Consider the following 15,689-nt stretch of genomic DNA (forward strand, 5'->3'; position numbering starts at 1 on the left):
TTACTCCCCTGTGGCCTGCTTTATTGCGCATTTGTTTTAACACGCGCAACTGACAGCGCCGCCAAAATAAACGACACACCACCAATAACTAATGCATAAATAGGTTGATTCTCGAAAACATTTCTTAAGATAAGGCCAAGTACACTGGCTGCCATCAATTGTGGGATTACGATAAAGAAGTTAAAAATCCCCATAAACACACCCATTTTGTGTGCTGGCAGCGCATCACTCAGCATCGCGTAAGGCAGAGATAAAATTGATGCCCACGCAAAGCCGATACCTATCATTGGTATCCATAAAAGGCTTGGTTCAGAAATAAACTTAAAGCTGATTAACGCGCCTGCGCCCAGCAACAAATTAATACTGTGTGCCCACTTCAGTCCTACTCGCTTCACGACAAATGGAATGCACAGCGCAGCTAAAGCGGCAAAGCCATTGTAAGCGGCAAATAAAATTCCGACCCAGTCTGCACCATCGTTATAAGCTTTCGATGTCACATCTGTTGCACCATAGTGGAAGCTGGTTACCGCAGAAGTGGTATAAATCCACATCGCGAACAATGAAAACCAGCTAAAAAACTGAACTACTGCAAGTTGCTTCATTGTATCGGGCATAGTGAAAACGTCGTAGATCACTTCGTAAAATCCACCGTCAGTACGCTGTTTATTTTGGAAATACCCGGCAATGAGGATAATCGCCGAAAACGATAGCAGCAGTGCGCTCAGTAGGTACAGCTCTTTTTCCAACTCTAAAATTGCCACACCGGCTAAAATCAAACCACCAACTGCACCACTAATTAATGCAAACTTTGCAAAGTTGATGGTTTTCTTAGGTTCTGCAGCTGCTTGTTTTAAGTCAGGTGATTCAAACTCTGTCAGTTGCTCTGGGGTATATTCTTTGGTTTTTAGAATCGTCCACCCTACCGCTAAAAATAAGATCACGCCGCCAAAATAAAAGGCATATTTAACCGACTCAGGTATTTCGCCAGGTGCTGCGGTGTTGCTGATCCCAAACCAGTTGGTCATCATCCACGGTAAAGCTGAAGCGATAATAGCGCCAATACCGATGAAAAAGCTCTGCATTGCGTATCCAGTCGCTCGTTGCTTTTTGTTGAGATTATCTCCCACCAATGCACGAAACGGTTCCATGGTTACATTGATTGATGCATCCATTATCCAAAGCATACCAGCAGCTATCCAAAGCGTTGGTGAATTGGGCATGATAAACAATGACAAGGTCGTGAGGATAGCGCCATACAAAAAGAATGGTCGACGACGCCCAAGCCCAGTCCAAGTTCTGTCACTCCAGTAGCCGATAATAGGCTGAACGATTAGTCCTGTGAGTGGTGCAGCCACCCACAAAATAGGGATATCATCAACTGACGCACCTAATGTTTGAAATATCCGACTGACATTTCCGTTTTGCAATGCAAAGCCAAATTGAATGCCCATAAAACCAAAGCACATATTCCAAATTTGCCAGAAGCTCAGTTGTGGTTTTTGTTTTTGCATAGTTAATTCTCTAGCTCATATACAACACTGGCAAGAGGCGCCAATGTCACTGTGAGTTGATTATTTTCAATGACAAGCGCTGGATGAGACTCCAACTTGTCGACGACTTTACCTTGCCATCCCTTAGGTAGTTCAATAGTAACCTGCTGCACATTGTCAGCATCAAAGTTACTTGCCACAATCACTTTTTGAGCTGAATTATCACGAGCAAATGCCATGACTTTATTGGCTGTTTTTTTAGTCCTATCTAGTGTGTTTATTTGTACCAGCTCACCATGCTGTATCGCAGGTAATGAGCTCAAGCTCATCAACTTTTTATAGTATTGACGTAGTGCCTTTTGCTCATTGCTCAGCTGACCGCCATCAAATTTTCCATTGTTCATCCAAGCCTGATGTGCGGGAACGCCAATGTAGTCAAATATACTGGTACGACTCGGCTTGCCAAACCCGGCCATTTCCGACCCGTCTTCCCCCACTGACTGACCAAAATACAACATGGTTGGCGCTTTGCTGATCAAGTGGCTCACAACCATTGCGGGCTTGCCTTTTTCGGCGCTACCAGCAAACTCTGGGCTAGCGATGCGTTGCTCATCATGATTTTCTAAAAAGTGCAGCATATGCGGTGCAATATCTGACACACTTAAATGTGCATCCATCACACTTTGCGAGGTACCTGTGCCTTGCATAAGCAGCTTCAAGCTGTCATAAAAGCCGACCTTATCGTATAAGAAGTCCATTTTTCCTTGATGAATATACGGGCGGTAAAGGGTTGGGTTATATACTTCTGCCAATAAAAAAGCATCTGGATTTTGCATTTTGATAGATGAGTTTAAAAAACTCCAAAACTCTACAGGCACCATTTCAGCCATATCATAACGAAAACCATCTACACCTTTATCAAGCCAATACAGCGTAATATCTCTGAATTTGTACCAGCTATCAGGCAAGTTTTTACTTTGCCAAAAGGCATAATGCGCCCGATAATCTTGCTGCGCCATATCAGCTGGCAGCGTTGGGAAATCATAACTGCCATCTGGGCGCACACCGTAGTTCACTTTTACAGTTTCATACCAATCATGGATGTGAGGCTGTGCTGCACGTGCACCATTGCCAGTCCACTTCGCCGGTGATTCTGAAAACTCTCCGTCTACCAATGGATGTGATTTGCCACCCAATACTTGATAGTCCGTTGACTCCGGCACTTTGAAATCTTGCCCTGTTACATAATAAAAGTTGTTGTCACGCGCATACACCAATGAAGTGTTATCCTGTGCGCCAAAGTCTTTTGCCCCTTGCGGTGCACTCAATGATTGATAATTACGCGCAACATGATTGGGCACAATGTCAATCACCACTTTCATATCGGCATCATGAGTGCGCTGGATCAGCGCTTCAAACTCAGCAAGACGCCTCGCTGGATCTAGTGCTAAGTCAGGATTTACATTGTAATAATCTTTGATTGCATAAGGGGAGCCTGCACGTCCTTTAACGACATCAGGGTCATCAATACCAATGCCATACGCGCTGTAATCTGCAACCAATGCGTGATGTAGCACCCCGGTGTACCACACGTGGGTTACACCCATGTTTCTAACTTCAGCTAACGCCTTTGGTGTAAAATCGTCAAATTTACCCACACCATTTTGCGCCGCAGTTCCCCAAGGCACGTTGTTTGTTTCGGTATTGCCAAATAGTCGAGTAAACACTTGGTAAACGACAGGCTTTTGCTCTTGTTGTTCGGCTTGTTTACTTTGCTCACTTACGTTAGCAGACTGACATGCAGTCAATATCATGCTTCCCGAAATCAAGCTCAGTGCAAGCACCAAAGGTTTTATTGTCATTATATTGTTGTCATATTGGTATTTTAATTGAGTCTACTGACTTGTAGCCCACTGTTGAACCACTTGCATACGTATTCAAAGTGGTGATTAATTTGTTATTCATATAAAAAAACGCGAAGTATGATACATACTTCGCGCCTTAACAATATTGCTAAAATACACCGCATTATTTTGTCATTTTGTCGATAAACACTTGGTGGCTTGGCAATTTAGCCACTGTACTTCGAAGTAAGGTTCTTAGGCTATCTAGCAAACTTGTCAATTGCTCATCGCTAAACTGCTCTGCCAATGGGTGATGGCTTTTTGGTAAAAGCCCTTGCCCTACCATCACTTGCTGCCACGCAACATTTTGAAATAAGTCATCGGTTTTAGCTGTGCAGTGGCCCGTATCATTAAATAAAGCAATTTTACTTTGCAAGCTTGCTGGGATCGGCATGTTTTTACACCATTGCCAGAACCGAGTATCACCTCGTTCAGTCAGTTTATAGTGCAATATGATGAAATCTCTCACTTGCTTCATTTCATTACCAAACTCGGTATTTACGTTTGAAACTGCGTTGTCCGAGATCTCGTTGAATGGGAAGTGTCTAATCAAACGCAGAATTGATGTCTGAATTAAATGAATACTAGTTGACTCAAGCGGCTCTAAAAAACCACTCGCCAAGCCCACAGCAAAGACATTGCCCTGCCACTGTTTACGACGCATGCCGGTTTTGAATTTAATCAACTTCGGCTCAGCTAAAGCGCTACTTGGTAGGCTTTGCAGTAACGATTCTTTTGCATCTTGCTCTGAAATAAACTTACTCGAAAATACATACCCGTTCCCAACTCTGTGTTGCAATGGAATTTGCCATTGCCAACCGGCTTCTTTAGCAATAGCACGCGTATAAGGCTTAATATCGCCATCGAGCTGCTCACTGGGTAACGCCCAAGCGCTATCACAAGGAAGCCAATGTGACCAATCCTCAAACCCAACATTCAATGTCTGCTCAATTAACAGTCCTTTAAGTCCACTACAATCTAGATACATATCTGCACTATGGCGCTCATCATTTTCCATCACGACTTCTGTGACATACCCTGTTTTTGGATCTGTTAAAACTTCAATGATTTTCCCTTCGACTCGCTTAACCCCTTGATTTTGAGAGTGTCGACTTAATAGCTTGGCATATAGTCCCGCATCGAAATGATAGGCATATGTCAGACCTGGTAACTGCGTATTTGGGATCTGCTGAAGATGTGCAAACCGGTTTGCCTGTGCCGCTTGAGTATTTAAAGAGTATTCAGCCAAAGACTCCGTTAGCCCTTGTTGCTTTGCTTTGAGCCAAACTTGAAAAAAATCACAAAAAGGAAAGCTTTTTCCTAACTCACCAAAGGCATGCATGTATCGGCTATCTTGATATCCCCACCCTTCAAACTCAATTCCTAACTTATAGGTCGCTTTAGTTTGTTCGATAAAAGTGCGCTCATCTAGACCCAGTGCAGCATTAAAGTTCACCATTGGCGGAATGCTGGCTTCACCAACTCCAACTGTGCCAATGTCATCAGACTCAATCAACGTGATGTTGATTTGATCTTTTAGAATACGCTTTAGTAGCGAAGCACTTAACCAGCCAGCTGTGCCGCCGCCAACAATTAACACATTTTGAATTCGCTTAGTCATTCTCACCTCTTTGGCAAAAAAAAGCCTTATCGCTACACGACAAGGCTTTTTCTATTCTCAAGTCAAATCTCTACTTAAAACTTGTAACTTGCGCCTAGCAAGAATACTCGTCCATAGTCTTGATAATCTCTAATTTGTAGATGATTGTCACCAGATAAAGAAGTGAATGGCTCTTCAGTGATATTCTGAGCCTGTAAAGTCACAGCTAATCCTTCTAGAGACTTAAAGCCCGCCTCTCCGAAATCATACCCAATCTGTGCATCCCAAATTGTCTCACCTAGGATATCAACCTGCTCCGTCTTAAAGCCTGTTCCATACACATCGCCTTTAAAATCTGAGCGTTTACGCATGCTAGTTCTAAATTGGAAACCATTGTTTTCGTAGAAGAAGGTCAGGCTCTGAACTTTTTCTGACAAACCTGGCAACTTAAACTCTTCACCATTGTGATCTTCCACGTCTTGGTGGATTCGAGTATGACTCGCGATTAAACCAAAACCCTCTAAACTGCTGTGGATTAAAGTAAATGGGAATGTCACAGCAGCTTCGTAGCCCCACAAGTTTCCGCCGCCGCCATTGACTTTAAGCTTACGTGTTGCAGTTGGATTCTCCGGAACTAATCCCGTTTTAGGATTAACAACACCCGTTAGATCTTCTTCAGTGTTCGCATCAAAGATCCAGTTATTAAGATCTTTGTAAAAAGCACCTACTGAGAAATAACCTTCTGAGTGGTAGTAGTTTTCATAGGTTAAATCAAAACCATCAGCCTCTTTTGGCTCAAGCTTCGGGTTACCACCTGTGATCTCCCAGAAATTACCATTGTCATCCGGAACATCTCTATACGATCTGATGATAGATGAGTTCATTTCTGACATTTTCGGACGCGAAATGGTTTTTGCGTAGCCAAATCGTAGCATTTGCTCATCATCAATGGAGAGAGACAAGTTTAAGCTTGGTAACACATGGCTGTAATCATGATTTTCACGGCTGTCTTCAAGTACAACTTGACCACTACTATCAACGCCTGCTTTTGCACCCTTGGTTTCAACTTCAGTTTTGACATAACGTAGGCCTGCATTACCCTTTAACGGCATGTCAGCTACTTCCATGTCAATATTCGCTTGTACAAATGCAGCTGTCACTTCTTCGCTCACAGACCAAGTTCTTGCGGCATGGCTTGTATCCGTTAGGCTTTCAGCAAGCAATGAGAAGTAACCATCCGCGACCATTGCACGCGAGTCATAGGCTATCATGTCGCCCATACCGATGAAGTCCAGATTTGCAGTACCCAAGCGATACTGATCTGGCACTGTCAATAGACCTGTATTATCTGGATACGAGAAATCCTTTAAAGTCATAAAGTAACCTTCAGATACTTTTGACTTTTCACGATCTTTGTAAGAAACACCTGCTTCTACTGAGCTAATGTAATCGTTATCTAATGCATGTTTTGCAGCAAGCTTAAGTGCATTAATTTCGTCCTCTAATACAGGGGCATTAATGAAACCATCTTGCAAGGTATTTTGGAACGGGTGATCCTGCACATTTGTACCGTACTTTTCGTTAAGCGCTGTGCTGCTTCCCCAAGACAACGGCCCACCCACTTTGATTAAGTCGTAATCACTGTAATCCAGCTCATGAGTAAATTGTGCTCCGGTGTTGCCATCATTAAAGGTATAACCGATATTGTCAGCAGCACCACGCAAATCACCACGACCAGTGCCAGAGTAACTCTCTAAGCTCCAAATTTTGTTTTCAACGCTAGAGTGACTTAAGTCAACTTCAATCGTAGTTGCCTCTGTCAACTCATAAGTTGCATTGAAGCCAAATGCCTGCATTTCAGCGTCTTTAGACTCGTAGTCATTACGTACAACTGCTCTTTGGCCTTCCGTTATTGCACTGGTAATAAAGCCAGAAGCTTCGTCTATCGACACACTTTGCGGGTTCAGCAGACCTTGGCCCCAAGCAAAAGGAATTTCAATACCGCGTAAAATTTTATCTTCTTTAAAATCGATGTAGAGCGCGTCAAACACCATAGACAGCTGTTCATTTGGTGCAGCTTCAAAAACAAACATCACAGAGTCACGTTCAAGCGTTGTCGAGCGAACAAATGGCTTTGCCCCACCTAATATTGAGTATTTTTTGCCATTCTCTTCAAACTCAGGGTAGCCCCACGAATTCCAACGTTTTTCTTGGTTAGGTGACGAGCTCGTCGTCAATGCTAGTGCAACACCATATTTGTCATCGGCAAACTGGTCTATGTATGAAAAAGTGCCACGTACACCCGAGTCATCCGCATCTGGGTTAAGCTTGCCCAAATCAGACTTTTCATAAAGTGCATTAACTTGTAATACTCGCTCGTCCATACTCAAAGGACGCACTGTCTGCATATCAATAACACCCGCGATCCCTTCTGCTTCAAGGTTCGCACTCGGCGTTTTATAAACGGTTACACCGCTCATAATCTCTGATGGGTATAAATCAAACTCCACACCACGGTTATCATTAATTGATACTTGCTCGCGACCATTGAGTGTGGTTGCACCTTCATTCTCACTAAATCCACGTACCGTCACTTTATTTGAACGACCGTCTAGTCGTTGTGATGTAAGACCTGGTAGGCGTGCGATTGATTCTGCTATTGAAGAGTCTGGTAGTTTGCCTATGTCTTCTGCAGAAATAGACTCTACTACCTCAGATGAAAAGCGTTTTGTATTGATTGACTTTACAACACTTGCACGGAAGCCGCGTACTTCTACAACTTCCACTTTCTTTTGGTCATTTTTTACCGATTCTTCATTTTGCGCAGCAATTGCATGATTGCTTAAACCCGCAGTAACGAGTGCCAAGGTCAACATACTTGGTTTGAACGTAGACATAATGTTTTATCCCAATTAGCTTTTTATACGTCGCTTTGATGTTATTTATTCAATACAGATATTGATTCTAAAGCTGCAAAAATAAATTCATTTGACGTTAATTTTGTTGTCACCCGCCATATTAGCGCTGTGACTGAGCTGGTCACAACTTTATGCATACGTATTCAAATAAAGATGAACAGCCATGCTCCTTAAAAAAGCGACCTTTTAAAATATATAACTCCATGCTTTTGCTAACTTTATTTGAAAAACATCCAAATTTAACAATTTAAGCAATGCATTCAATTATATTTTACAAGCTTGTAACTCATGTACTGAGCGCACAGGGAATGACACAAAAAATAGCACGTAGATGTGCGTTGAATAAATGAATATTAAATTGGTATTACCAATTTAAGCATATCTAAAGCCCATTATGCCTGATATCTAACATTCGTAACTATAAATTGGTAAAGAAGGTTAAGTAAATGACCTTTTGCCTGATATTTGTCAAAAAAGAATAGATTTTCACATGCATACGTATGCAGTTTTTTTACTCAAATGCATGCATGCCGTATGCTTTTCGACAATATTAACGACCAGAACCACTTTATATAGCCGGTTTAAAACCACGCAATTAAAAGTGGCTTCACTGCACATAGCTGGAGAATCGTGCATGGCTCAAAACGAATGGTGGAAAGGTGCGGTCATTTATCAAGTGTACCCACGCAGTTTTAATGACACCAAAGGTGACGGTATTGGCGACCTAAACGGCATCATCGAACGTCTTGACTACATTAAGTCATTAAATGTCGATGCTATTTGGATATCCCCTTTCTTTAAATCACCTATGAAGGACTTTGGATACGATATTAGTGATTATCGCGATATCGATCCCATGTTTGGCTGTATTGATGATTTCGACAACCTGATTGAGCAGGCACATCAACGTGATATAAAAATCATAATCGATCAAGTGCTTAGCCACACATCAAACGAACACCCTTGGTTTGTTGAAAGCCGTCAAAATAAAAAGAATGATAAATCTGACTGGTATGTATGGGCTGATGCAAACCCTGATGGCAGCCCTCCTAATAACTGGCTGTCTATTTTCGGTGGTGTTGCATGGCAATGGGAACCTAGAAGGTGCCAATACTATTTGCACAATTTCCTAACTGAGCAACCAGACTTGAACTTCCACAACCCTGACGTGCGCCAAGCCGTGTTAGACAATGTCAAATTCTGGTTGGACAAAGGTGTTGACGGGTTCCGTTTGGATGCCATCAATTTTTGTTTTCATGATCAAGAGCTCAAAGACAACCCAGCTAAACCTGAACACCTTAGACAGGGCCGTGGTTTTAGTGAAGACAATCCATATGCATTCCAATATCACTACTACAATAATACTCAGCCTGAAAATCTAGATTTTATGGCTGAGATCAGAGCACTATTAAATGAATACCCAGGTACAGTCAGCCTTGGCGAAATCTCTTCTGAAGATTCGCTTAAAACAATGGCAGAATATACCTCTGGTGGTGATAAGTTGCATATGGGGTATAGTTTCGAGCTACTTACCAATGATTACAGCGCCAAATACATTCGCGAAACGGTCTCGCGATTAGAGTCCGTAATGACCGAAGGTTGGCCGTGTTGGGCGTTTAGCAATCACGATGTTGAACGGGTTGCTAGCCGTTGGGCTAATAATGGTAAAACAGTTGATACTCAACAGGTAAAAATGCTAACAGCCCTACTTGGCTCACTGCGTGGCAGCGTGTGCATGTACCAAGGGGAAGAGCTTGGACTTGGCGAAGCCGAAGTGGCCTTTGAAGATCTACAAGACCCTTACGGCATCACTTTCTGGCCAAACTTTAAAGGTAGAGATGGTTGTCGAACGCCAATGCCATGGTCCCACGCGCAAACCCACGCGGGCTTTACCGATGGCAAGCCTTGGCTGCCTGTTGCACAACCACATTCTCTCGCGTCCGTAGATATTCAAGAGCAAGATCCAAACTCAACACTCTCTCAATATCGCGCATTTTTAGCGTGGAGGAAAACACGTCCGGAACTGCTAACAGGCACAATCGAGTTTATTGAAACAAGTGAGCCTGTGTTAGCCTTCTATCGCACATTAGGCGACACCAAACTGCTATGTTTATTTAATTTAGCGGAACAAACGACTGAATTTGTTGTCGAACAAAGCATTAAGGACAGCATGGATGACCTTGCCCACCATACCGGTGAGCTAAAAGCAGGTAAAGTAACCCTGCCCGGTTACGGTTGCTATTTTGCATCTATTTAACACAGATGACCCCTAAAGCCCCTTTTTGGGGCTTTCTCAATTATCTATCCTCCAGTGCTAACTGATTTTTAAAGGTTTCTATTCTGAGGGCTTTAAAGTAATACCATCCTTGATGTACAGACACGCCGCGCACTTTTAGATACTTAGCTTGTAGTTCAGTCTCAACTCCTTCAGCTATGAGCTTTTTGCCTAACTTTTCAGCCATTTCTATCACCGCATTCAATACTGGAGACTGTAGGTTATCAAGCCCAATAGACGCCACAAAACTCTGATCTATCTTTAATAAATCGATTGGAAAGCTTTGTAAATATTGCAGGCCACAATACCCAGTACCAAAGTCATCTATGGCGATTTCGACTCCGAGATCAACCAGTTGGTGTAATACTGATTTAATTTTTGCTTGAGACAACATGTCCCGCTCTGTCAGCTCTACGGTAAGACGAGGAAATATTTCTTTGGCTTCACACAATTTTTTTATATAACTTGGGCAGCCCAGCAAAAAACCATTGACGTTAAATGACACTTTAAAATTTGGATTAGCCACTAAAATAGGCCTCAGATCGGCAATGGCTCGGTCAATTTGATACAGAGACATCTCTAGTATGGTTCCATCACGCTCTGCTTCAGGAACGAAATAAGCGGGACCAAGTTCACCTTCTAATGGATGCATCCACCGGATCAGCACCTCAGCGCCAACTATGTGTTGATTATGTGCATCGACCAAAGGCTGATATACATTGAATAGCTCATCACGATTTATCGCACTTAGCAGCAATACCCGACTACTTAGAAGGCGCTGATCATAGTAATTGAGCAGCAATACCAACCCAACCCACGAAATCACATACATTAAGCACAATACAACCAGCCACATTGGGCTCGGAGTGAGGATACGTCGAGTACTCTTGCTCACAATAACAGATAGTTGAGGCACATTTTTAAATGGCTGTATGTACATAAATTTGCGTGACTGATCATCAAATCCCCCTTCAAACTCACTGCTTTGAGATGATGGAAAGAGGCTGTGGCCCAGTGGCAAGCTATATCGACCTTGCAAAAATATTGGCACACCAGAGTCGCTGTCAACGATGGCAATATAATCTAATTCACTATATTTACTTAGATGCAAAAGGTCATTGATCCAATCTGTCGGCAATAACGCATTGACTTCATACCCATCATGGCGAGTTCTAGCGAGCACAAAAGCGGAGACCTGTAAAAATTCAGAAATGATGGGGCCATGATACCGCAGCCCTCTTTTTTTAGGCGGCTCTTCAATGAACATAGGTGAAGTCAACACGCCAAATGAATTACACACCAACTCACCTTTAGGTGTCACAATACCAATTTCACTGATTGCTGGGTGCTTAAAGACAAACTGCCTCATTCGTCTGATAGTGGTATCCGAACATGTTACATCAATACTGTCTGACTGGCGCAAGAATGTATCAACGCTATCTAACTGTGAGCCGAAGTCAATGAGTACTCTCTGTGCCATGGACCTGACATCCGCTTTTTCTGACTCAGTGTGTTGGATATAAATAAAAGTAGTGAGAAGACCAAAAAGAAATGAGCAAATCAGCCAAGAAACAACAATATTTTTTGTGCGGCTTGTCCAACCAGATACTCTCTGACGCAATTCACATTTCCAAGCTGATAGGGGTGACGAAAGTGTAGATTCTTATTATTACCAATATATGACAAAGGGTTTACCCTTGCGAGTAAACCCTTTGAGGGAAGCCTCAATTACCCAGCATTAAATGCCAGTAACTTAGCTTATTACAGGTTTTTGCTTGTGCCTACTTCAACACGAGTTTTTAACTTCTGTCCTGGTCGAAAAGTTACAACACGCCTTGCAGAAATAGGTATATCTTCTCCAGTTTTTGGGTTCCGACCCGGACGTTGTTTCTTATCACGTAGGTCAAAATTGCCAAAGCCAGAAAGCTTTACCTGCTCTCCATTTTCAAGCGCTGAGCGGATTTCTTCAAAAAACGCTTCAACTAAGTCTTTGGCATCCTTTTTATTTATCCCCAGTTTTTCAAATAGGTGTTCAGCTATGTCGGCTTTAGTAAGCGCCATATCTAGTCCCTCAACGATGCATTAAATTGTTTGGCCAATTCGGCCACGACTCTGTCTACAACTTCATTGATATCTTTCTCTTCGAGCGTTTTATCAACGTTTTGTAGGGTTAGGGCGATGGCTAAACTCTTATAATCGGGTTCAATACCTTTGCCCTTATACACATCGAATAAGTTTAGGTCAACTAATTGATTTCCGCCAACTTTCTCAATGCTTTCTAAAATATCGCCTATTTTTACATCATCTGCAACTAAAATAGCAATATCTCTGCGATTTGATGGAAATTTTGAGATACTAACGGCTTCTGGCAGCTTTCTTTGTGCAATTGCATCAACTTCTACCTCAAAAACATACGCTGTATCATTTAGTTCTAACGATTTTTGTAGTTGAGGGTGTATCGCGCCAATAAAACCTACTTTTACGCCATCAGCATAAATTGCCGCTGACTGACCAGGATGTAGTCCATCACTCGCTTCTGCTTTAAAGCTAAATCTAGCAGGGTCATTACAAACTGCAAGTAATGCTTCAACATCGCCTTTAATATCAAAGAAATCAACCTTGCGGCTTTCAATGCCCCAGTGCTCATTATGCGTATTGCCGTAAACGATGCCGCCAAGTACCGCACTTTGACGTACGCCATTTTCTGCACTGTCATCTTTAATGAACTTTAAGCCATGCTCAAAGAAACGAATACGCGATTGCTGACGATTTTGGTTATAAACCAATGCATTGACTAAACCAGGCATTAAGCTCACACGCATTGCAGACATTTCTACTGAAATTGGGTGAGGTAGCACAAGTGCATCACTGCTAGGGTGAAGAAGTGCCTGTTTCTTAGGGTCTACAAAACTATAAGTAATGGCTTCTTGATAACCTCTGGCAACTAATTCATTGCGAAAACGCGCTACTGGTACTGATGCTTCTTGGTGATCAGTCATTTTAAGTGCCGCTGTCGGCGCAACATTTGGAATGTTGTTGTAACCGAATACACGTGCTACTTCTTCAATTAGGTCTTCTTCAATGCTGATATCAAAGCGATAGCTTGGTACCTGTGCTTGCCATTGACCAGACTCAAATGACACATCTAAACCAAGGCGAGTCAAAATGTCCGTTACCTTAGAATCTTCGATATGATAACCAATTACGCGGTCTAAACGTTCGCGACGTAGCGCTACCGACTTAGACGCAGGTAAGTCTGCCTCAGATACAGCTTCAACCACAGGGCCTGCTTCACCGCCTACAATCTCTAGTAACAGTGCTGTAGCACGCTCCATTGCATCACGTTGCAATTGATAGTCAACACCACGCTCATAACGGTGCGACGCGTCAGTGTGTAATCCATAGCTACGCGCTTGACCAGCAATTGCTAATGGATTGAAAAATGCGCTTTCAAGCAGAATGTCTTGTGTACCTTCTTTCACACCCGATGCCTCACCACCGAAAATGCCCGCCATCGCTAGCGCTTTTTCGTGATCTGCAATCAATAATGTAGAAGTGTTTAATTTAGCCGTATTGCCATCAAGCAAGACTAGCTCTTCATTTTGCTGCGCTTTACGTACCTTGATTCCACCAGAAATCGCTGCAAGGTCAAATGCATGCATTGGATGTCCAAGCTCAAGTAGTACGTAGTTAGTCACATCAACAACTGGATCAATAGAACGAATGCCCGAACGACGTAGTTTTTCAACCATCCACAGAGGTGACTCAGCTTCAAGATTAATGCCCTTGATCACACGACCTAAGTAGCGAGGACATGCATCGCTATCTACCAGCTCAATCTCTACTTTGTCGTCAATTGTTGGTTCAACGGTGTTGATTTCAATTTCTTTAACGTCAATACCATTTAGCACACCAACTTCACGTGCTAGACCTTTTATGCCTAAACAGTCACTGCGGTTTGCCGTTAAATCAACGTCAATAGTAACGTCATCTAACTGAAAATACTCGCGAATACTTTGACCAATAGCCGCATCTGCCGGTAACTCTAGAATGCCGTCAGAGCTCTCAGCCATGCCCAGCTCTTCAAATGCACATAACATACCGTGTGATGGCTGGCCTCGTAGCTTTGCTTTTTTAATTTTGAAGCCACCAGGCAAAACAGCGCCAACTTTGGCAACCGCAACTTTTAAGCCTGCACGACAGTTTGCAGCACCACATACAATGTCTAATAACTCTTCTTCGCCGACATTCACTTTTGTTACGCGCAGTTTATCAGCGTCTGGGTGTTGACCACATTCGACAACCTCACCAATCACTACACCGTCAAAATCGCCTGCTACTGGGTCAACACCGTCTACTTCTAAACCCGCCATAGATAGCTGTTCAGATAGAGCATCCGTATCGATAGCTGGATTAACCCATTCTCTTAGCCACTTTTCACTAAATTTCATTTTTGGTTCGCTCTTATCTGAATTGGTTTAGGAATTTTAAATCGTTTTCGAAGAATGCACGTAAATCGTTCACGCCATAACGCAACATTGTTAAGCGCTCAACACCCATACCAAAGGCAAAACCAGTGTATTTTTCAGGGTCAATGCCAACCGAACGCAATACATTTGGGTGCACCATACCGCAGCCCAATACTTCTAACCATTTACCATTTTTACCTTTAACATCAACTTCTGCTGATGGCTCAGTAAACGGGAAATACGATGGACGGAAGCGAATTTCCATGTCTTCTTCAAAGAAGTTACGTAGGAAATCATGCAAGATACCTTTCAATTCAGTAAAGCTCACATTCTCATCAACCATTAGGCCTTCAACCTGATGGAACATTGGCGTGTGTGTTTGGTCGTAGTCATTACGGTAAACACGGCCAGGAGAAATAATGCGAAGTGGCGGCTGCTCTGCTTCCATAGTACGGATCTGAACACCACTTGTCTGCGTACGTAACACTAACTTTGGATTAAAGTAGAACGTATCGTGGTCAGCACGCGCTGGGTGATGCTCAGGAATATTCAAAGCATCAAAGTTATGGAAATCATCCTCAATTTCAGGACCAGATTTCACGGCAAACCCGAGCTCACCAAAAAATGATTCAATACGCTCAATCGTGCGAGTTACCGGGTGTAGTCCACCAGCTGGTGCTGCGCGGCCTGGTAAAGTCACATCGATGGTCTCTGCTGCAAGTTTTTGCTCTAGTGCGGCGTTTGCAAGTGCTTCACGCTTTTCGTTAATTGCAGTTTGTACCTGGTTTTTCGCTTGGTTAATTACTTGGCCTGCTTCTTTGCGTTCTTCAGGCGCTAGCTTGCCTAGGGTTTTTAGTAGCCCAGTAATCTCACCTTTTTTACCAAGGTAGTTAACTCTGACTTCCTCAAGTTGCGCAATCTCACTCGCACTTGAAACGGCTTCAAGCGCTTGCGCTAAAATATTCTCTAAGTTCATTCTATACCTGATCTGGTTGAGGTAATTTGCCTTTTCTGAATCAGTTATGATAACTGA

General features: G+C 42.8%; 9 protein-coding genes. 1 reads left to right on the top strand and 8 read right to left on the bottom strand.

All coding sequences use genetic code 11. The annotated features are described in order from the left end of the window. Window positions 1-20: 20 nt before the first annotated feature. The 4 genes from MHN81_RS02365 to MHN81_RS02380 all read right to left on the bottom strand — a co-directional run bounded on the left by MHN81_RS02365 (window position 21) and on the right by MHN81_RS02380 (window position 7,891). Window positions 21-1,511: an MFS transporter gene (locus tag MHN81_RS02365; protein WP_023400425.1), complete on the bottom strand. Its 1,491-nt coding sequence runs from the start codon at window positions 1,509-1,511 to the stop codon at window positions 21-23. Window positions 1,512-1,513: 2 nt separating this feature from the next. Then, the gene (locus MHN81_RS02370; protein WP_239424942.1) at window positions 1,514-3,352 is read right to left on the bottom strand and encodes an alpha-amylase family glycosyl hydrolase; all 1,839 of its coding nucleotides are present in this window, start codon (window positions 3,350-3,352) and stop codon (window positions 1,514-1,516) included. A gap of 166 nt (window positions 3,353-3,518) precedes the next feature. Continuing rightward, the gene (locus tag MHN81_RS02375) at window positions 3,519-5,015 is read right to left on the bottom strand and encodes a tryptophan halogenase family protein (protein WP_023400423.1); all 1,497 of its coding nucleotides are present in this window, start codon (window positions 5,013-5,015) and stop codon (window positions 3,519-3,521) included. A gap of 74 nt (window positions 5,016-5,089) precedes the next feature. After that, entirely contained in the window at window positions 5,090-7,891 is a 2,802-nt protein-coding gene (locus MHN81_RS02380) for a TonB-dependent receptor (RefSeq protein ID WP_023400422.1), read from the bottom strand. Window positions 7,892-8,546: 655 nt separating this feature from the next. Between MHN81_RS02380 and MHN81_RS02385 the strand changes: the two genes are divergently transcribed. Further along, window positions 8,547-10,169 (top strand): alpha-glucosidase family protein, encoded by a 1,623-nt coding sequence (locus tag MHN81_RS02385; RefSeq protein ID WP_023400421.1) that lies wholly within the window; start codon window positions 8,547-8,549, stop codon window positions 10,167-10,169. A gap of 40 nt (window positions 10,170-10,209) precedes the next feature. On the opposite strand, the gene MHN81_RS02390 is transcribed toward MHN81_RS02385, so the two are convergent. The 4 genes from MHN81_RS02390 to pheS all read right to left on the bottom strand — a co-directional run bounded on the left by MHN81_RS02390 (window position 10,210) and on the right by pheS (window position 15,632). Further along, window positions 10,210-11,808, bottom strand: coding sequence for an EAL domain-containing protein (locus tag MHN81_RS02390; protein ID WP_275446913.1), 1,599 nt, complete (start codon window positions 11,806-11,808; stop codon window positions 10,210-10,212). A gap of 140 nt (window positions 11,809-11,948) precedes the next feature. Then, a complete protein-coding gene (ihfA, locus tag MHN81_RS02395) occupies window positions 11,949-12,248 on the bottom strand; it encodes an integration host factor subunit alpha (RefSeq protein ID WP_023400419.1) in 300 nt (99 codons plus the stop codon). A 2-nt stretch (window positions 12,249-12,250) separates the two neighbouring features. After that, window positions 12,251-14,638 carry a phenylalanine--tRNA ligase subunit beta gene (gene pheT, locus MHN81_RS02400; RefSeq protein ID WP_239424944.1) on the bottom strand — a complete coding sequence of 796 codons (2,388 nt, stop codon included), beginning with the start codon at window positions 14,636-14,638 and terminating at the stop codon, window positions 12,251-12,253. Window positions 14,639-14,651: 13 nt separating this feature from the next. Then, entirely contained in the window at window positions 14,652-15,632 is a 981-nt protein-coding gene (pheS, locus tag MHN81_RS02405) for a phenylalanine--tRNA ligase subunit alpha (RefSeq protein ID WP_023400417.1), read from the bottom strand. Window positions 15,633-15,689: the final 57 nt, after the last annotated feature.

It is taken from the genome of Pseudoalteromonas sp. Of7M-16, assembly GCF_022347805.1.
GTDB lineage: Bacteria > Pseudomonadota > Gammaproteobacteria > Enterobacterales > Alteromonadaceae > Pseudoalteromonas > Pseudoalteromonas luteoviolacea_F.

What these genes read in the sequence shown, in the direction of transcription:
- MHN81_RS02365 (WP_023400425.1), bottom strand. Translation starts at nt 1,511, where the DNA reads ATGCAAAAACAAAAACCACAACTGAGCTTCTGGCAAATTTGGAATATG.
- MHN81_RS02370 (WP_239424942.1), bottom strand. Translation starts at nt 3,352, where the DNA reads ATGACAATAAAACCTTTGGTGCTTGCACTGAGCTTGATTTCGGGAAGC.
- MHN81_RS02375 (WP_023400423.1), bottom strand. Translation starts at nt 5,015, where the DNA reads ATGACTAAGCGAATTCAAAATGTGTTAATTGTTGGCGGCGGCACAGCT.
- MHN81_RS02380 (WP_023400422.1), bottom strand. Translation starts at nt 7,891, where the DNA reads ATGTCTACGTTCAAACCAAGTATGTTGACCTTGGCACTCGTTACTGCG.
- MHN81_RS02385 (WP_023400421.1), top strand. Translation starts at nt 8,547, where the DNA reads ATGGCTCAAAACGAATGGTGGAAAGGTGCGGTCATTTATCAAGTGTAC.
- ihfA (WP_023400419.1), bottom strand. Translation starts at nt 12,248, where the DNA reads ATGGCGCTTACTAAAGCCGACATAGCTGAACACCTATTTGAAAAACTG.
- pheT (WP_239424944.1), bottom strand. Translation starts at nt 14,638, where the DNA reads ATGAAATTTAGTGAAAAGTGGCTAAGAGAATGGGTTAATCCAGCTATC.
- pheS (WP_023400417.1), bottom strand. Translation starts at nt 15,632, where the DNA reads ATGAACTTAGAGAATATTTTAGCGCAAGCGCTTGAAGCCGTTTCAAGT.